Here is a 17275-nt window from a genome sequence, read left to right as displayed (position 1 = left end):
TTTTCTACAGCCTCAACGCCAACAGCAGGGGCGCGACGTAAGGAGCGTCCCTTGCCTGTACTTGTTAACTGTTTTCACTGAGATTCTCAGCTATTCGCAAAACATCGATGTCAGAAAGCGGATCTACCGCTTCATAAGACAATCTCATTTTGAGATTCCCCGACGGGTCTATCTGGGCTTTAGCAAACTTAAACTCGCTTCCCTCAGCCTCTTTGACTAGCCCATGATAATTTTGCCACCAATCCATTATGTCGAATCCCACGCTACCGGTGTTCAATGTCCGCCAATTGCTCCTAGGCCCTTCTTTCACGTAGTGCTTTAATTTCATAGCGCCGTCATGGAACAGATAGATTGAAAGCAAGCTAACCCAATCTTCAGGCGCAATTAAACCCAGCAAACTCGCTAGCTCTTGGAATGTTTGCTTTTCATGCATTTGCGCCATGACAGTTCCTCGATATTCACTTCAGTTAACGCCTGCGGTAACCGGCGCCGGAGCGCCAGCGGAGGGAACCAAAAGCGCCACGCTTTTGGCGTCCGGTTGACTGCCTTGTTAGTGGCTCAGGCAACCTCCACCTCTTTGATTCCAGGCTCCTGATCAAGAAGCCCTTTAAAAAATTGGAAGCAATTGTCGGAGGTAGTCATCTTGTTTTGACCAAGCAACTTCTCTTTCAGGCTACGGTATTTATGGACCTGAAAGACCCACTCGATTTCTGATGTTGGATTATCGCCTTTCTCGTAAAACGCACATGCTCCAATCAGGTAATTACCACCTTCGTATTCGAGCTCACTGCACCAGCCCCAATCCTCGGCTTCCGGCTCCGTAATCTCTATCTTGCCTTCGAGCTTTTTCCTCAACCATTCCAGAAGAGAAAGCCCATATATCGGGTTAATGGGATTCTCTTTTTCCTTCGAGACATCAAACATCGACGTTTTGAAATGGATTGCCTGATTCATAGCTCTCCTTGGCCACTAACGCTGAGGTAACCGGCGCCGGAGCGCCAGCGGAGGGAACCAAAAGCGGTACGCTTTTGGCGTCCGGTTGACCGCCTGGTTAATGGCCGTTCACCACCGTGGTTGAGCCTGACACCTAGGCCGCATGCCCTCTCCCGGACAACTTGCACCAACTCGACGGATGACGAAAGGAACCAGAACGCAAAGGCTACCGGCCCGATTACCGTTTAAGACGGACGGCCCCGCGACTGGGGCACGCCATGAATACCAACACCGCTGGCCATTGCGGCACCCAAACTGGACAGCAAGTTTTCCGGCCTTGGCGATCACCAGAGTGAGCGGGCTTACAACCAATCCCGGTGCCAAGGCCTTTGCACCCCACCTGCTAAAAACTCACGAATGCCGGGCCAATAACGCCTGCAGCATGCGCGCCAACGGAATGGAGCCGAAGGCGCAATGCAGTGGGCGTCGCCGTGCCTGCACTGGTTATACATTTTCTGTCGATTCTGACGCTGGGCTACCCGGCCTATCAACTTTGTACATGATTTTGTTGATTTCCTGGTTGGCAGCTATTTCAGATGCATACTTCGGTGCAAATTCCGATAAAGAATCAAGTATAGCGCTGAAATAGGTCCTCCGATTATCCCATCCTAACCAATCGAAAAGGCTCTTCATTTGTTTGCGAGCTGCTTGCTCCTCGCCAATCACGGAGAGATAGCAAGCAGTAGCGAACATGTTGCGAAATGGCATATCCGTTTGATTTGCCGAGTGCTGCTCTATGATAGCGCTGAGCTTCAGAAGCGATTGCTTACTGGTTCCCACGGCATTCCCCTTTGGTTTTCGTTTGTATAACGTCCGCCATCACCGGTGACAAAACCGGAGCGAAGCGGAGGATTTGGCATCCGGTGCATGGTCTGGTTATGTATTTGTTACTTCGATGAACCACTTGGGCTGCATTTCACTGAAGTCCGTTCGAATATTTGATGGCAGGTAGCTCGCTGAATCCAAAACAAAACCCCGATCTTCTAAGCGTTTGAAAACAACCCAGTGCCAGAAATTTCTGCCATTTTCATGATGGTGCTTGATGGACAGTAATGCCAAATCAGGCAACGCATCCCACGATTCAAATGGAATCTCACCAGCTGACGTCTCGACTCCTGCATGAGTTAACATCGTTCTCACATATTGGGTATCAGACCAAAGCGATTCATCTTCAGCATAAATTCCCATTGCATTTGCGGTAGCTTTCATTTCCGAGTACGTTTTTCCCAGAATGTTGGCTACAGACGCAATTCCGCATCCTGAAATTTCTTCCTGTATCACGGGCTTCAACACTATTTACTCCTTGCTGCATTGCTGTGTGCAACGGAATTACTACTTGGCGCTTGACGCGAGGCGCACACCCAAGGTTACAAACACTCCCCCAAGAGCACGATTAACCCACAATGCAAGTTTTTGTTTTTTCTTGAAAAACGCTCCTAAATGAGCTCCAATCATAACTAAAAAAGGATCTATGAAAGCGGCAATAATAATTATCAGACATCCATGGAGAAATAATTGAGCGCCAGGAGAACCAGCCCCCTCAACAACAAACTGTGGTAAGAACGCCAGAAAAAAGATGGCCACCTTCGGATTGAGAGTTGCAACTAACACCCCTTGACCATAGATCGAATATTCATTTTTCCTTTTTGGTTCCTCGTTCGAAGCTGGTGAATCTTCACGCGACAGCAGCATCATGAACCCAAGCCATATCAAATATGCAGCGCCTAACCACTTGATAATCGAAAAAGCCACAGCCGATGTTGCGAGAATTGCCGAGAGGCCGGCGGCTGCCATGACCACATGCAGCCCCCCACCTGTCCAAGTTCCAAACATCGCGGCAAAGCCCTGTCTACGTCCATTTCGCAAGGTTTGGCCCAAAATGAAAGCACTTTCTGGGCCAGGGGACAGATTCAGAAGAACCGCCGCTGAAAAAAATGTCATCCAGTGAACAAGCGTATAGTCAAACATTTTAAGGCTTCCAATATGGGCAGCATCTGTTCCAGATGCCAAGTGTAAACATAACGCCGAAGCACAGCGGCGCCCTTTACGTGGCGCCGAAGGTGCCACGTAAAGGGCGTCCGGCGGCCACCGGCCGCGAACTGCTGCGCCTGGTTATGTGGTTTGCCCCCGTTTGACTTTATCTCGGGTCAACCGCAACGGAAGCAAACCATGTTAAGAATCAGTTTTTACAGCCGTTTTTGCCGCAAGTGATCCTTTCATGGGATAAAATCCAGTGGCTGGGATTGTCACGAGTATCGAAACCGCAACCGGTTTTACCGCCTTTATTACCACTGTGAACTTCACCTGTTGGTGTGTGCTTGACAGCCATCTTGAAACCTCCTCAAGGGTGCTAGCCTGATCGATTTGTGTACGAACTTTGTACACAAAACCAGCCTACACCCTAGTAATAAACTGTTCAAGAATACAGGCTGTACAAATACACATAATGCTGAGGTAACCGGCGCCGGAGCGCAGCGGAGGGAACCAAAAGCGGTACGCTTTTGGCGTCCGGTTGACCGCCTTGTTAATGGCCGTTCACCGCCGTGGTTGAGCCTGACACCCAGGCCGCATGCCCTCTCCCGGACAGCTTGCACCAACTCGACGGATGGCGAAAGGAACCAGAAAGCAAAGGCTACCCGCCCGATTACCGTTTGAGACGGACGGCCCCAAAACTGGGGCACGCCATGAATACCAACACCGCTGACTATTGTGGCAACCAAACCAGACAGCGAATTTTCCGGCCTTGGCCATCACCAGCATGAGCGGTTTTTGCAGCCAACCCTGATGCCAAGGCCTTTGCACCGCACCAGCCAAAAACGCAAAAGCGCCTGGCCGTTAACGCCAGCCAACATGCGCGGCTACGAAATGGAGGCGAAGCCGCAATGTAGTAGGCGTCGCCGTGCTTGGCCTTGTTAAATCATTTCGCCGGTACCGTACACTCAGCTTGATACTTCCCGTTGCCCTGCTTTTTGTAGACTACTTTACCACCAGCCAGATACACGCGAGTGAAGATAAAGTCCCACACGGAGCCAGAGGTAGCGATTAAGGCCTGAAGCTCTGGGGATTCGATAAGGGTTGTCGGCGGCAGTTCGAAACCAGTGTTGAGTTTTGGTTTGATCGAGTCAAAACTTTCAAAGTCCTTGCTGGCAGAGATGTCTTCAGCATCAATCTCAAACACGATCGTTCCGCCATTTTTCTTAAAATCTGCGTATTCCTGATCCTTTTGGGGGGTATACGTTATTGCCATAATTGACACTCCTTAGATTTAACGCAGAGCGCACCGGTGACCTTGACGTAGCGAAGCGGAGACAAGGGCATCCGTGTGACGCGTATTGTTAAATTCTGCAGTCACAGGGTGCCGCCATGTTTCTTTATTTGAACAAGGGCACCGACTAGCCCGCAGACTCCGGCAAATGTCATCAGAGAAACACTGACTGCTTGGTAAGCTGGATATTGCTCCCCAACTATTGCAGCAACTGATGCTACTCCACCCATTGCAGCCAATAACATTGACATGACAACGCTTGCCGGAAACTTTGCTGACGGTGCAGTGAGCGCGGCAACCCAAGCATATGACCACCCGAGAATAGCAGCGGTAAACAATGGTGCAATATAAAGAACCATCCACCCATCTTCTGAGTACCCACCTTGCATTTTCATACCAAACCACTGAATCCAATGAAATATGAAGGCCGCAGCCAGAGCTACAACTGGGGGCAGGATGACAACGAATGGCCAACGCCACCACTGGTATCTTCCATTACGAATTTCAGACTGTGACATAGGCCTCTTCAAATTTAACAGCTAATTATACGAACGCGTTCGTATAACACGCATTCGTATAACTCCAAAAAACGCGGCTCTCAGAAACCCCAGCTTCACCAATAAAATCAGCAAATTACCTGAATCCAACACGGCTACCGCCGGAGTTATACGCCCGTGTTCGAGCCACCCCTGCTCCAGATTGGGGGCGTATAACTCCGCACGCCCCGATACTCCTTTTCAAACTTATCAGAAGGTTAGCAACATTTCGCCCTGGTTTCCCGGAGTTTTGCGAACGCGTTCGTATAACTCCGCTTCTGGATACTTGATTGACAATCCCGAAAAATCAAATACTGTATATTTATACATAACCATCAAGGAGCCAGGATATGGACATCCGCTGCCCGATTTCTCCGCAATCCACACGCTTTCTGGATCGGCTCAGAAATTTTATCCGACTTCGCGGTCTCGCTTATAAAACCGAGAAAACCTATGTGTTCTGGATCAAGCGCTTTATCCGCTTCCATGGTCGAAAACACCCGGAGTCTATGGGTACAGCGGAGGTTGAGGTTTTTCTTTCTCATCTGGTTCTGCAGGCGAATGTCAGCGTGGCCACTCAGCGTGTCGCTTTGAATGCTTTGATATTTCTTTATCGGGAGTTTCTGGGAACACCATTGGAAAACCTGGAGTATGAAGCGGCAAAAAAGCCCAAGAGGCTTCCGGTTGTGTTCAGCCCGGACGAGGCCAGGCGGGTAATTGATAATCTAAAGGGCGAATTCAAGCTGGTGGCCATGCTGATCTACGGTGCAGGCCTGAGGATTAACGAAGCTCTTCGCTTACGTGTCAAAGACGTCGATTTCGGCATGCAGCAGTTAATCGTTCGCGAAGGGAAAGGCAGCAAAGATCGAATAACACTCCTGCCAGACCGTCTGATTCAACCACTGCATGACCAGATTCATGCCGCACTTTTGCAGCATCAGGCTGATTTGGCCAAAGGCTGTGGCTCGGTATATATGCCAGCGGGCTTGTCCAAAAAATACCCCAATGCCAGCCAGGAACCAGATTGGCAGTATATTTTTCCCGCGCCGGATCTTTCTATCGATCCTCGTTCAGGTATACGGCGAAGACACCACATGATGGATCGAACCGTCCAGAAGCACGTCAAAAACGCTATCAGAGAGGCAGGTATTCATAAACCTGCCGGCAGCCATACCTTCCGGCACAGCTTTGCCACCAGGCTTCTGGAGTCTGGCTACGATTTGCGAACCATTCAGAAATTACTCGGGCACTCAGACGTGCGCACAACGGAGATCTACACCCACGTTGTGCAGAAAGGCGGCTTTGGAGTCCGCAGCCCGATTGACCAGGCCGTTTAGGATTCCCAGTTACTCTGTGGTATTCGGCGGATATGAATGTGGCTGATCAGGCGGATGGTGGGCCTTACCAGGAACTGGAAGCTGCCGATAATAAACAGCCAGATTGCGGCGGTCTCATGCTTCGGAAACAGGAAGAGTATGCTCCCCACCAGAAACCAGATGGCGATGAAGAAATCATTGATGATGCTGATCATCTCGTAGCGGCGCCGGATGATCAGCTCTTCGTGGCCAAGTTTCAGGGTAAGCGGGTTGTCCATTGATTGTTCGTCCATGGCACTTCCTGTTTCCGGTCTGTTTGAAGCGATTATGGGTAAAGTTCGTCGGTTCTGGCGGCCATGATGAAATCGTTTTTGTGTAGGCCTCCGATTTTATGGGTCCACCAGCGTACGGTGGCTTTCCCCCATTCCAACAGTATCGCGGGGTGGTGGCCTTCTTCTTCCGCCAGGTCCGCCACTTTGTTGGTAAAGGCCTGGGCCTGGACAAAGTTTTTGAAGGTAAACACCCGCTGTAACTGCTCTTCCCCATCCTGAACGATCAACTGCCATTCAGGCACGTCTTTCAACAGGGTCTGCTTTTCAGCATCCGTGACCTGGGGTGCATCGGCACTGCAGGCGCTGCAGCTTTGCTGGCCAAGATTCGACATAGCGTCCTCCACTATATTTGTGGCTTCAACCACATCGTGGGTGCCCACCCGTCGTTTATCAACCCGGCAGTTGAAATCGACCCTTTTTCCGAATACTGTATATATAAACAGTACTCGAGAAATAAGCATGAGCAAATCACTCAACCACCTGCTTCAGGATGCCCGTATCTGGCAGGGTCATAAGCCCCAGAAACACGCCTCTCCGGCGGAGCACACGGGGTATCAGGTTCTGGATAACCAACTTGGTGGGCTCGGCTGGCCCAAGGGTGCCTTGAGTGAATGCCTGCTGGACAGCTGTGGCATTGGCGAGCTGCACCTGGTACTTCCGCTTATGCAGAAGGTCGCCAGGCAGGGAAAGACCATTTTCTGGCTGAACCCGCCCCACACACCTTATGCCCCGGCGCTGGCCAGGGCTGGCGTAAATACCGATCAACTGGTGCTGGTTCAAACTCACGATTCCGCTGACTTTCTGTGGACACTGGAAAACTGCCTGCGCTCCCCTGTCACAGGCCTGGTGATGGCCTGGCCGGGGAAGTTGGCCACCCGGGATATCCGCCGGCTGCAACTGGCCTCCGAAGCGGGTAACAATGTCTGCATTCTGTTTCGGGAACGTCGGCAGGCAGAGCAGCATTCACCGGCCGCGCTTCGGCTGGAGCTGATTCCCGGAGAACACCAGGATCTCAAGATCAACATTCTGAAACGCCGTGGTAGCTGGCCAGGGCAGCGCTGCACTCTTGCCCTTGGGCATCGCGCGGGCATTCAGGCCAGCGACCCCACTGGTGTGATTCAGGGGCCATGGTCACAGGATGGAGCCACCTGATTCATGTTGTGGCTGTATCTGCACTTCCCTCACCTGCTGCTGGATCATGTTCGCCGTAGCCAGCAAACTCAGGGCGCACTTGCGGTGGTCGATCTTGCCGGTCAGGCTATTCTGCAGGTTTGTCCAGAAGCCGATCACCTGGGTATTCGGCCGGGCATGCGCCTCAAGACCGCACTGGGCCTGGCACCAGACCTGGTGATTCTGCATCTCGATTCTCAACAGGAAACCAATCTGCTGGAAGAGCAGGCCCGCTGGCTATATCGTTACGCGGCCCACATTACCCTGTCGCCGCCGCACGGTCTGTGGGCTGAAGTCAGCAGCCTCCAGCGGCTATATGGCGGGCTTCCCGCCGTTTGGCAAACGGTCGAGCAGGCTCTGGCAGAGCGGCAACTCACTGCCTGGCTGGCTCTTGGGCATACGCCACTGGCGGCTCAGCTCCTTGCGCAAGCAGGCAAAGGCGAGTGCACCGCAGACAAAGGCCACATTCTGACGGCCCTGGGCAAACTGCCTCTGGTGGCTGCGGGTTTTGATGAAAAATCCTGTACCCGCCTGCATCGCCTGGGACTGAATACGCTGGCTGAAGTCTTCAATCTGCCAGCCCGGGAACTGGCACGGAGGCTATCCCCGGAGCTGCTGGCACGTATACAAAAAGCCCAGGGCACCAGGCCAGACCCCAAATCGCCCTGGCACCCCCCGCACCGATTTCGCCAGCGGGCCGATTTTATTCAGGAAGTGGAGCATGCCCAGGGGCTTTTGTTCGCGCTGCAGCGGATTCTGACCGAGCTGGAAGAAGACCTGTGCTGGCGCCAACAGGACACCGATACCCTGCATCTTTTACTCCAACACCGGCACGAAGAAGCCACCCGGTTAACGTTGCGAACGACTGGCCCGGAGCATCGAGCAGAGAGTTTTCTGAAACTGCTGCGCCTGAAACTGGATCAGCACCCGCTGCGGGCACCGGTGATCAGTCTGTCCCTGTCGGTAAAGCGGTTTCTGGGCCGGGAAGCCCCGGTTGGCCAGGACCTCCTGGGCGATGGACAGGACCTGAATGAAGCCTGGCATACGCTGGCCAGTCGTTTACAGGCCCGCCTTGGTACTGAGGCATTGCAACAGCTTGCACCGCGGGCAGACCACCGCCCGGAGTTTGCCTGGACAGCCTCCGCCATAAAACCGGCCAGCAGGCACAGCGAAACACCAGAGGTCTCTGGCCTGCCTGCGCGCCCTTTATGGCTGTTATCCACGCCGCACCCACTGGCAGAACCTCCGGCCAGATGGTTCTCGGGGCCGGAACGCATCAGTGCTGGCTGGTGGGACGGCCAGCGGGTGCACCGTGACTACTATATTGCCCAGTTGTCCAGCGGCCAGTTGGCGTGGGTGTTCCGGGATATTCGCGATGGCTGGTACATACACGGGTGGTTTGGCTGATGGATTCTGATTACGCCGAGCTGTTCTGCTTCAGCAACTTCACCTTCCTGACCGGCGCCTCCCATCCCCATGAACTGGCTGAGCAAGCCGCAGAGCTTGGCTATCGGGCAATTGCCATCACCGATGCCTGTTCGGTGGCAGGCATCCCCAGAGCCTGGGCAGCCCTTAAAGACAGCCCGGTAAAGCTGATTACCGGGAGCTGGTTCGAACTGAGCGATACTCCCGAGGGCGCCACTGCCCCACCCCGGTTCATACTGCTGGCTCGAACCCGCGAGGGCTACGGTCAGCTTTGCCAATTGATCACCACCGGGCGGCGACGCGCTGAGAAAGGGCAATACCGGTTATTGACCCGGGACATCGAAACCCATTCGCTGGACCACTGCCTCTGCCTGTGGCTGCCACCGCTGGTATCACAAACCAACGCGCACCAGGCATTGATCACCGGCGAATGGCTGCAACGGATTTTCGAGCACAGGCTACGCCTTGCAGCGACCCGCACACTGGAAGCCGGCGAGGAACAGCAACTGGTCCGTGTACGGTGGTTAGCTGAACAAATGCGCTGCGCAGTGGTGGCAACCGGCCAGGTTCATATGCATCGCCGCGAACGCCAGCCATTACAGGACGTGCTGACAGCTCTGCGCCACCACACCACGCTGGAACAGGCCGGACACTGCCTGTTTCAGAATGCCGAGCGTTATTTGCGCCCGATACCGGTTATCCGGCGACTATTCCCCGAGCCCTGGGTTCGGGAGACCGTGGCAATCGCCGAAGCCTGCAGCTTTGAGCCTGGCAGCCTGCGTTATGAATACCCTCCCGATTTAGTGCCGGAACACGAAACACCCACATCGTTTCTGGCGCAACTCACCCGGGAGGGTGAACGGCGGCGTTACCCATCGGGCACACCCATGAAGGTGCAGGCACTGATTCGCAAAGAGCTGGAGCTGATTGCCGAACTGCGCTACGAACACTATTTTCTCACCATCCACGACATCGTCGACTTTGCCCGGCGCCAGGGCATTCTTTGCCAGGGCCGGGGATCCGCAGCCAATTCCGCGGTCTGTTACTGCCTGGGCATCACCGAGGTGAACCCGGCCAATGTGGAACTGCTGTTTGAACGGTTCATCTCCAAAGACCGGGATGAGCCCCCCGACATCGATGTGGATTTCGAGCACGAACGGCGTGAGGAGGTCATTCAGTACATTTACCAGCGCTACGGCCGGGAGCGGGCCGCCCTGGCCGCCACCGTGATTCGTTATCGCCCCCGCAGCGCCATTCGGGATGTGGGCAAGGCGCTGGGCTTTGATGCCACACTGGTGGAGAAGCTGCTGGATGGCATCGACTGGCGTGACAAGACCACCGGCTGGCGCCAGCAGATTCTGGACAAGGGCCTGACCCGCAGCCCCAACGTCGCGGATCAGTTCTTCACGCTGGTGAACACCTTGCTGGGCTTTCCACGCCACCTGTCCCAGCACGTGGGCGGTTTCGTGATCAGCGCCGGCCCGCTTTCAGAACTGGTGCCTGTTGAGAATGCCGCCATGGAAGGGCGCACGGTTATCCAGTGGGACAAGGACGACCTGGAAAGCCTGGGGCTGATGAAGGTGGATGTCCTGGCCCTGGGCATGCTTACCGCCATTCGCAAAGCACTGGCGCTGATCAGTGAAGAGAAAGGCACGACGTTTACCATTCAGGACGTCCCTCAGGAAGACCCTGACACCTACGCCATGCTGCAAAAAGGCGACAGTATCGGTGTCTTTCAGGTGGAGTCCCGCGCCCAGATCAACATGCTCCCGCGGCTGAAACCGGAAACCTGGTACGACCTTGTGATCGAAGTCGCCATCGTTCGCCCGGGCCCCATACAAGGCGACATGGTGCACCCCTACCTGCGCCGAAAACACGGCATGGAAGCAGTAGAATACCCCAACGATGCCGTACGCCAGGTGCTGGAGCGCACCCTCGGGGTGCCGATCTTCCAGGAACAGGTCATCAAACTGGCCATGGTCGCCGCCGGTTTCAGTGCGGGCGAAGCCGACAAACTTCGCCGTGCCATGGCAGCCTGGAAATCCCATGGCGATCTGACACCTTTCCGCGACAAACTGATTCAGGGCATGCTGGAGCGGGGCCACGATGCCGACTTCGCCGAGCGCCTGTACAAACAGATCTGCGGCTTTGGTGGCTATGGATTTCCGGAATCCCATGCCGCCAGCTTTGCCTTACTGGTGTACGTCTCTGCCTGGATCAAACGCCACCACCCGGCAGCATTCTATTGCGCCTTGCTCAACAGCCAGCCAATGGGCTTTTACTCGCCCAGCCAGCTGGTTCAGGATGCCCGGCGCCACAACGTTACCGTGCTGCCACCAGACGTCAACCACAGCCAGTGGCAGCACACCCTGCAAGGTCAGGAGCAGCACCTGCGCCTTGGCCTTAGAATCATTCAAGGCCTGTCTCGCAATGGCGCCGAGCGCGTCCACCAGAACCGCCCGGCAAACGGTTACCAAAGCGCCGCCGAACTGCGCACCCGAGCTGGCCTCAACCAGAGTGACATGGAACTTCTCGCCGGCGCCAACGCCATGCCCGGCTTCACCAGCAACCGCCACCAGGCTTACTGGCAACTGCTCGAACACGAAGAACCCGCTGAGCTCTTCGCTAACGAAGCCATGACCAAATACACACCGGAACCCTGCCACCTGCTCCCGGAGCCCACCGAAGGGCAAAACGTACTGGCCGACTACAGCAGCCAGGGTTTAACACTACAAAGGCATCCCCTTGCCCTGCTCCGCGAACAAGGCCACCTGCGCCATTGCCTCACCGCCAATCAACTCAAAGCCACCCGTCCCGGCATCCCCGTACAAGTTGCCGGCCTGGTCACCGGCCGCCAACGGCCCGGCACCGCCTCCGGCGTCACCTTCGTCACCCTTGAAGACGAAACCGGCAACGTCAACGTCGTCGTCTGGCTAGACACCGCCCGCCGCCAACGCAAACCGTTGCTCACCGCCCGGTTGTTACACGTAAAAGGAGTTATCGAGAAAGAGGGGGATATCGTTCATGTCATGGCCGGCAAGCTGTCTGACTTGAGCCATCTGATCAACTCGCTACCGGTCAGCTCCCGGGATTTCCACTGACCACAAACGAAAAAACCCCGCCAAAGGCGGGGTTTTCAGGGCAGTGTCGGTAAGGATCAGCCGAGCAGCTTGATCATTACCCCCGCTGCAACCGCAGAGCCAATAACACCGGCCACGTTCGGACCCATTGCGTGCATCAGCAGGAAGTTCTGCGGGTTGGCTTCCAGGCCCACCTTGTTGGAGACCCGCGCCGCCATCGGCACCGCGGATACACCTGCGGAGCCAATCAACGGGTTGATCGCTTCCTTGGTGAACTTGTTCATCAGTTTCGCCATCAGTACACCGGAAGCGGTGCCTACACCGAAAGCCACAATACCCAGGCCCAGGATACCCAGCGTCTGGCCATCCAGGAACTTGTCGGCCATCAGCTTGGAGCCAACAGACAGACCCAGGAAGATGGTTACGATGTTGATCAGCGCGTTCTGTGCGGTATCGCTCAGACGCTCTACCACGCCACACTCACGCATCAGGTTACCGAAGCAGAACATACCCAGCAGCGGAGCCGCATCGGGCAGGAACAGAACCACGGCAATCAGAACAACCAGAGGGAAGACAATCTTCTCTTTCTTGCTCACCGGGCGCAGCTGCGACATCTTGATGGCACGCTCTTTCTCGCTGGTCAGCGCCTTCATGATCGGCGGCTGGATCATCGGCACCAGCGCCATGTACGCATAAGCAGAGACGGCAATCGCACCCAGAAGATGCGGGGCCAGTACGCTGGATACGTAGATGGAGGTGGGGCCGTCGGCGCCACCAATGATGCCGATTGCAGCGGCCTCGAGAATATTGAACTCCAGTATTCCCGTCCAGTCCAGCAACGCCGCGCCAATAACGGTACCGAAAATACCGAACTGCGCAGCCGCACCCAGAAGCAGGGTTTTGGGGTTAGCAAGCAAAGGGCCGAAATCGGTCATCGCCCCTACACCCATGAAAATCAGCAGAGGACCAACGGTACTGCCGATAATCACAGAGTAGAAGTTATACAGCATGCCATTGCCGTAGCCGTAATCCTGCGCAATGGAGTTGGCCATCGCCATTTCGGAATAACTGGCTTCTTTCACCGCTACTTTGAAGGCTTCTTTCAGCTCAGGCGTAATCGCCTGTCCGACCTGATAGGCCACATCCAGCGGCGCAGCCAATGCAGCCAGAACCTTGGAGTTGCCACCCTGCAATGCAAAGTGAATAGCGTTTTCAGCCGCAGTCAGGGCAAGCCCTGCCTCCGGAATATTCGCCAGAATGCCACCAAACCCGATGGGCACCAGCAGCAACGGCTCAAACTTCTTGTTGATCGCAAGATAGAGAAGCAACAGGCCAATAGCGATCATGATCACCTGGCCCAGCTCGATGTTGAACAGGCCACTGCCTGTCCACAGTGTCATTAATTTATCCATGGAATGCTGGCCCTTATGCGATTGTCAGCATTTCATCATCAGGGGAGACGGCATCACCGACCTTGATGAAGACTTCGCCGATAGTACCGGCTTTCGGTGCGCGAACCTCGGTTTCCATCTTCATGGCTTCGAGGATAATCAGCACGTCACCTTCCTCAACGGTGTCACCCGGAGAAACCAGAACCTTGAAGATGTTACCACCCAGCGGTGCCACCAGAGGCTCGCCTTCGCCTGCCGCAGGAGCAGGTGCGGAGGAAGCGGCCGGAGCAGACGCGGCGCCACCGTCACCCTGGATCTGGGTAATCTCGCCACCTTCGGAAACCGCCACCACAAACTTCTTGCCGTTAACGTCCACGGTGTAAGTCTCCGGGCCTGCGGCTTTCTTGGCCGGTGCGGCGTCTTCTGCGGTCGGGACCGGCTCGAACGCATCCGGGTTGTTGCGGTTCTCCAGGAACTTCAGGCCGATCTGTGGGAACAGCGCGTAGGTCAGCACGTCGTCTTCAAGATTGTCGGCCAGCTTGATGCCCTTCTCGTCCGCCAGCTTCTTGAGCTCGTCGGTCAGCTTGTCCATTTCCGGTTCAAGCACATCTGCAGGGCGACAGGTCATGACTTCCTTGCCATCCAGAACACGCTCCTGCAGCTCTTTGTTCATGGGGGCTGGCGCTGCGCCGTACTCACCCTTCAGAATGGCGGAGGTTTCCTTGGAGATGGACTTGTAACGCTCGCCGGTCAGAACATTCAGTACCGCCTGGGTGCCGACAATCTGCGAGGTCGGGGTCACCAGCGGAATGAAGCCCAGGTCTTCACGAACCTTGGGAATTTCTTCCAGCACCTGGTCAAACTTGTCGCTTGCGTTCTGCTCACGCAGCTGGTTTTCCATGTTAGTCAGCATACCGCCCGGAACCTGGGCAATCAGGATGCGGGAATCAGTGCCGCGCAGGCTGCCCTCGAACTTCGCGTACTTCTTGCGCACCTGGCGGAAATAGGCGGCAATTTCTTCCAGGAGGTTCAGATCAAGACCGGTGTCACGATCGGTACCTTCCAGGATGGCCACAACCGCCTCGGTGGGCGAGTGACCATAGGTCATGCTCATGGAGGAAATAGCAGTATCCACGTTATCGATACCGGCTTCCGCAGCCTTGATGGCGGTGGCGGTCGACATGCCGGTGGTGGCGTGGCACTGCATGTGGATGGGGATATCCAGCTCTTTCTTCAGGCGGCTGACCAGATCATAGGCCACATACGGCTTGAGAATACCAGCCATGTCCTTGATCGCGATGGAATCTGCGCCCATGTCGGCGACTTCTTTCGCCAGATCTACCCACATATCGATGGTGTGCACAGGGCTGGTGGTGTAAGCAATCGTACCCTGGGCATGCTTGCCGGTCTTGCGAACGGCCTTGATCGCGCGATCCATGTTGCGGGGATCGTTCATGGCATCAAAAATACGGAACACGTCTACGCCGTTCTCGGCGGCACGCTCACAGAAACGGTCAACCACATCATCCGCATAGTGACGATAGCCCAACAGGTTCTGGCCGCGCAGAAGCATCTGCTGGCGAGTATTGGGCATGGCTTTTTTAAGTTCGCGGATGCGCTCCCAGGGGTCTTCGCCCAGGTAACGGATACAGGCATCAAAGGTAGCCCCACCCCAGGATTCCAGCGACCAGAAACCCACTTTGTCGAGTTTCTCGGCGATTGGCAGCATGTCGTCCAGACGCATGCGGGTGGCGAGCAGGGATTGGTGGGCGTCACGCAGAATTACGTCCGTAATCCCCAGCGGTTTTTTCGTGTCAGTCATCGTGTCAGCCTTCTGTTAAAAGGTTCTAATCGTGTACCGGGGTCACTTCTTGTGGCGTGACCGGTATTGTGCAATCGCCTTCTTGATGGCCTCGGCGGTGTCAGGGTCAACCGACGTGGGCGCCTTCGGCTTGGCACGTGGCGTTCTGGCCGGGGTTGCCGGCTCTGGCGGCGCAAACCGCAGGATGATTTTGGACATCAGGCCGGTCGCGAATACCAGAATAATCAGGAACACGAACACGAAGCCCATGCCGGCAATCATCAAGTCTACGGCTTGTGACATCAGCTCATTCATATCGAACAGCTACCTGTATTGGTTTGTTGATTTCCCCGTACCGCCCGACAAGCCACCACTAAAACTAAAGTCTAATGGCCCGGCGGAACAATTCGGGAGGCAAAATCCTGCGTAATTTACCGTTTTCAATGACCAGGAGCAACCTGAAGCACGCATTTCTATAGGGACTTTCCGAGCGTCCCGGCCCGAAATGACACCTGCTGCAACAGCCTCATCAGGCTTTAATCATGCATATCTAACCCGGAATTTCCGACCTTTCACCTTACCTTTCTCCAGCCGCGCCAGCGCCTGGGCCGCCCATCGGGATTCAACCGCCACGAAGCACTGAAAATCGAACAGATCGATTTTGCCAACGGCAGCGCCGGGAATACCGGCCTCGCCGGTGAGAGCTCCCATCACGTCGCCAGGGCGCACCTTGTCTTTGCGGCCGCCAGCCAGGCATAGCGTTTTCATGGCCGGCGTAACCGGGCGCAACGCCTCCGCCAGCAACGCCTCCGTATCGCCCCACAACACCGGCTCGCCCCGCTCCGCTTCCAGGCGCGTAATCTTGTGGCCCTGGCGCGGAGTGCAAAGAGTAACCGCATGCCCCTGCTCGCCTGCCCGGCCGGTACGGCCCACCCGATGGGTGTGTACCTCGGGATCCCGCGCAGGCTCGGCATTGATGACCAGTGGTAGCCCTTTGATGTCGAGCCCCCTTGCCGCCACATCGGTAGCCACCAGAACCGTACAACTCTGGTTGGCAAATCGAACCAGAGCGCTGTCCCGTTCGCGCTGGTCCAGATCGCCGTGTAGCGACAACGCCGAAAAGCCGAGACGACCCAGTTCATCCGACAGCTCATCACAGTCCCGTTTGGTGGTACAGAACACCAGAGACGACACCGGCTGAAAACGGGAAAGCAGTGCTGCCACGGCCGCCGCCCGCTGGTCGGGCTGGATTTCGTAAAAGGATTCTTCAATGGTGATGGCGGCCGCTTTTGATTCCACCCGCACGTCTTCCGGCTTGCTCTGGAATTGCTCGCTCAGCTTTCTGATGGCCGGCGGCCAGGTGGCGGAGAACAGCAGCGTCTGCCTGCCACCGGGAGATTGGGAGACGATACTGGTGACCACCTCCTCGAACCCCATATCCAGCATGCGGTCCGCCTCGTCCAGCACCAGCACTTTCAAGCCATCCAGCGAAAGCGTACCTTTGCGCAGGTGGTCATCTACCCGGCCGGGCGTGCCCACGACGATATGAGCGCCATGGCTGAGCGACCCGATCTGGGGCCCGATAGGCACACCACCACACAACGTCAGCACCTTCACGTTATCTTTGGCCCGTGCCAACTCTCGCAACGCTTTGGCCACTTGATCCGCCAGTTCCCGGGTGGGACAAAGAACAAGACTCTGAACCTGGAAGCGTCGCGGATCGATGGTCTCGATAATCGGTATCCCGAACGCCGCTGTCTTGCCGCTGCCGGTTTGCGCCATGGCAATCACGTCCTTGCCCGCCAACGCAAGCGGAACCGCCTCTGCCTGAACCGGCGTAGGTTGCTGGTAACCCAATTGATCAAGATTGGCCTGCATGGCCGCGGAAAGACCAAGCGCTTTAAAAGATGACATAGAAAAATCCGTGGGGTGGGTTGTGATGGGTTATTGAGAGAATGCTGACGGC

Annotated in this window: 18 protein-coding genes; 4 read left to right on the top strand and 14 right to left on the bottom strand. The window is 55.7% G+C overall.

All coding sequences use genetic code 11. The features are described from left to right. Positions 1-64: 64 nt before the first annotated feature. The 8 genes from Q669_RS06980 to Q669_RS06950 all read right to left on the bottom strand — a co-directional run bounded on the left by Q669_RS06980 (position 65) and on the right by Q669_RS06950 (position 4776). Positions 65-442, bottom strand: coding sequence for a hypothetical protein (locus tag Q669_RS06980; protein WP_022991740.1), 378 nt, complete (start codon positions 440-442; stop codon positions 65-67). Positions 443-558: 116 nt separating this feature from the next. After that, entirely contained in the window at positions 559-954 is a 396-nt protein-coding gene (locus Q669_RS06975; RefSeq protein WP_022991739.1) for a hypothetical protein, read from the bottom strand. Positions 955-1437: 483 nt separating this feature from the next. Further along, on the bottom strand, positions 1438-1773 hold the full coding sequence (locus Q669_RS06970) for a hypothetical protein (RefSeq protein ID WP_022991738.1): 336 nt from the start codon (positions 1771-1773) through the stop codon (positions 1438-1440). Between the two features lie 96 nt (positions 1774-1869). Next, the gene (locus tag Q669_RS06965) at positions 1870-2286 is read right to left on the bottom strand and encodes a hypothetical protein (protein ID WP_022991737.1); all 417 of its coding nucleotides are present in this window, start codon (positions 2284-2286) and stop codon (positions 1870-1872) included. A 39-nt stretch (positions 2287-2325) separates the two neighbouring features. Beyond that, on the bottom strand, positions 2326-2961 hold the full coding sequence (locus tag Q669_RS06960) for a LysE family translocator (RefSeq protein WP_022991736.1): 636 nt from the start codon (positions 2959-2961) through the stop codon (positions 2326-2328). A 211-nt stretch (positions 2962-3172) separates the two neighbouring features. Further along, positions 3173-3322, bottom strand: a complete 150-nt coding sequence (locus Q669_RS19705) for a hypothetical protein (protein WP_200861791.1) — start codon at positions 3320-3322, stop codon at positions 3173-3175. 588 nt (positions 3323-3910) lie between these two features. Then, entirely contained in the window at positions 3911-4240 is a 330-nt protein-coding gene (locus Q669_RS06955) for a hypothetical protein (RefSeq protein ID WP_022991735.1), read from the bottom strand. Between the two features lie 101 nt (positions 4241-4341). After that, a complete protein-coding gene (locus Q669_RS06950) occupies positions 4342-4776 on the bottom strand; it encodes a hypothetical protein (protein WP_022991734.1) in 435 nt (144 codons plus the stop codon). A gap of 368 nt (positions 4777-5144) precedes the next feature. On the opposite strand from Q669_RS06950, the gene Q669_RS06945 reads away from it, so the two are divergent. Next, positions 5145-6131, top strand: a complete 987-nt coding sequence (locus Q669_RS06945) for an integron integrase (protein ID WP_022991733.1) — start codon at positions 5145-5147, stop codon at positions 6129-6131. Here Q669_RS06945 and Q669_RS06940 read toward each other — a convergent pair. Both Q669_RS06940 and Q669_RS06935 read right to left on the bottom strand, forming a co-directional pair. Continuing rightward, positions 6128-6403 (bottom strand): YrhK family protein, encoded by a 276-nt coding sequence (locus Q669_RS06940; RefSeq protein ID WP_022991732.1) that lies wholly within the window; start codon positions 6401-6403, stop codon positions 6128-6130. The two genes, Q669_RS06945 and Q669_RS06940, sit on opposite strands and share 4 nt — an antisense overlap. A gap of 32 nt (positions 6404-6435) precedes the next feature. Then, on the bottom strand, positions 6436-6774 hold the full coding sequence (locus Q669_RS06935; protein WP_014421872.1) for a 4a-hydroxytetrahydrobiopterin dehydratase: 339 nt from the start codon (positions 6772-6774) through the stop codon (positions 6436-6438). Between the two features lie 127 nt (positions 6775-6901). Here Q669_RS06935 and imuA point away from each other — a divergent pair, with 127 nt between their 5' ends. Genes imuA through Q669_RS06920 form a run of 3 tightly spaced genes read left to right on the top strand, consistent with a single transcriptional unit; the run spans position 6902 to position 12138 of the window. Beyond that, positions 6902-7594, top strand: coding sequence for a translesion DNA synthesis-associated protein ImuA (gene imuA, locus Q669_RS06930; protein ID WP_011784491.1), 693 nt, complete (start codon positions 6902-6904; stop codon positions 7592-7594). A gap of 3 nt (positions 7595-7597) precedes the next feature. Then, positions 7598-9019, top strand: a complete 1422-nt coding sequence (locus Q669_RS06925; RefSeq protein WP_014421873.1) for a Y-family DNA polymerase — start codon at positions 7598-7600, stop codon at positions 9017-9019. Then, positions 9019-12138 (top strand): error-prone DNA polymerase, encoded by a 3120-nt coding sequence (locus Q669_RS06920; RefSeq protein WP_022991730.1) that lies wholly within the window; start codon positions 9019-9021, stop codon positions 12136-12138. The genes Q669_RS06925 and Q669_RS06920 overlap by 1 nt, the downstream gene beginning before the upstream one ends. A 56-nt stretch (positions 12139-12194) precedes the next feature. On the opposite strand, the gene Q669_RS06915 is transcribed toward Q669_RS06920, so the two are convergent. The 4 genes from Q669_RS06915 to dbpA all read right to left on the bottom strand — a co-directional run bounded on the left by Q669_RS06915 (position 12195) and on the right by dbpA (position 17223). Continuing rightward, a complete protein-coding gene (locus Q669_RS06915; RefSeq protein ID WP_031209652.1) occupies positions 12195-13529 on the bottom strand; it encodes a sodium ion-translocating decarboxylase subunit beta in 1335 nt (444 codons plus the stop codon). A 13-nt stretch (positions 13530-13542) separates the two neighbouring features. Then, positions 13543-15330 (bottom strand): sodium-extruding oxaloacetate decarboxylase subunit alpha, encoded by a 1788-nt coding sequence (gene oadA, locus Q669_RS06910; RefSeq protein ID WP_014421876.1) that lies wholly within the window; start codon positions 15328-15330, stop codon positions 13543-13545. A gap of 42 nt (positions 15331-15372) precedes the next feature. Next, positions 15373-15624, bottom strand: coding sequence for an OadG family protein (locus Q669_RS06905; protein ID WP_011784486.1), 252 nt, complete (start codon positions 15622-15624; stop codon positions 15373-15375). Positions 15625-15849: 225 nt separating this feature from the next. After that, entirely contained in the window at positions 15850-17223 is a 1374-nt protein-coding gene (dbpA, locus tag Q669_RS06900; RefSeq protein ID WP_022991728.1) for an ATP-dependent RNA helicase DbpA, read from the bottom strand. Positions 17224-17275 lie beyond the last annotated feature (52 nt).

Origin of the sequence: Marinobacter sp. C1S70 (assembly GCF_000475355.1) — a bacterium.
In the GTDB taxonomy this organism is placed as follows: Bacteria; Pseudomonadota; Gammaproteobacteria; order Pseudomonadales; family Oleiphilaceae; genus Marinobacter; species Marinobacter nauticus.
The sequence above is the reverse complement of the archived record's forward strand: the minus strand, read 5'-3'. Positions and strand labels throughout refer to the sequence as shown.

Excerpts from the sequence above, each read along its gene's own strand:
- Q669_RS06960 (WP_022991736.1), bottom strand. The coding sequence starts at position 2,961 with ATGTTTGACTATACGCTTGTTCACTGGATGACATTTTTTTCAGCGGCG.
- Q669_RS06940 (WP_022991732.1), bottom strand. The coding sequence starts at position 6,403 with ATGGACGAACAATCAATGGACAACCCGCTTACCCTGAAACTTGGCCAC.
- Q669_RS06915 (WP_031209652.1), bottom strand. The coding sequence starts at position 13,529 with ATGGATAAATTAATGACACTGTGGACAGGCAGTGGCCTGTTCAACATC.
- Q669_RS06920 (WP_022991730.1), top strand. The coding sequence starts at position 9,019 with ATGGATTCTGATTACGCCGAGCTGTTCTGCTTCAGCAACTTCACCTTC.
- Q669_RS06955 (WP_022991735.1), bottom strand. The coding sequence starts at position 4,240 with ATGGCAATAACGTATACCCCCCAAAAGGATCAGGAATACGCAGATTTT.
- Q669_RS19705 (WP_200861791.1), bottom strand. The coding sequence starts at position 3,322 with ATGGCTGTCAAGCACACACCAACAGGTGAAGTTCACAGTGGTAATAAA.
- dbpA (WP_022991728.1), bottom strand. The coding sequence starts at position 17,223 with ATGTCATCTTTTAAAGCGCTTGGTCTTTCCGCGGCCATGCAGGCCAAT.
- Q669_RS06980 (WP_022991740.1), bottom strand. The coding sequence starts at position 442 with ATGGCGCAAATGCATGAAAAGCAAACATTCCAAGAGCTAGCGAGTTTG.
- Q669_RS06950 (WP_022991734.1), bottom strand. The coding sequence starts at position 4,776 with ATGTCACAGTCTGAAATTCGTAATGGAAGATACCAGTGGTGGCGTTGG.
- Q669_RS06925 (WP_014421873.1), top strand. The coding sequence starts at position 7,598 with ATGTTGTGGCTGTATCTGCACTTCCCTCACCTGCTGCTGGATCATGTT.
- oadA (WP_014421876.1), bottom strand. The coding sequence starts at position 15,330 with ATGACTGACACGAAAAAACCGCTGGGGATTACGGACGTAATTCTGCGT.
- Q669_RS06935 (WP_014421872.1), bottom strand. The coding sequence starts at position 6,774 with ATGTCGAATCTTGGCCAGCAAAGCTGCAGCGCCTGCAGTGCCGATGCA.
- Q669_RS06945 (WP_022991733.1), top strand. The coding sequence starts at position 5,145 with ATGGACATCCGCTGCCCGATTTCTCCGCAATCCACACGCTTTCTGGAT.
- Q669_RS06975 (WP_022991739.1), bottom strand. The coding sequence starts at position 954 with ATGAATCAGGCAATCCATTTCAAAACGTCGATGTTTGATGTCTCGAAG.
- imuA (WP_011784491.1), top strand. The coding sequence starts at position 6,902 with ATGAGCAAATCACTCAACCACCTGCTTCAGGATGCCCGTATCTGGCAG.
- Q669_RS06905 (WP_011784486.1), bottom strand. The coding sequence starts at position 15,624 with ATGAATGAGCTGATGTCACAAGCCGTAGACTTGATGATTGCCGGCATG.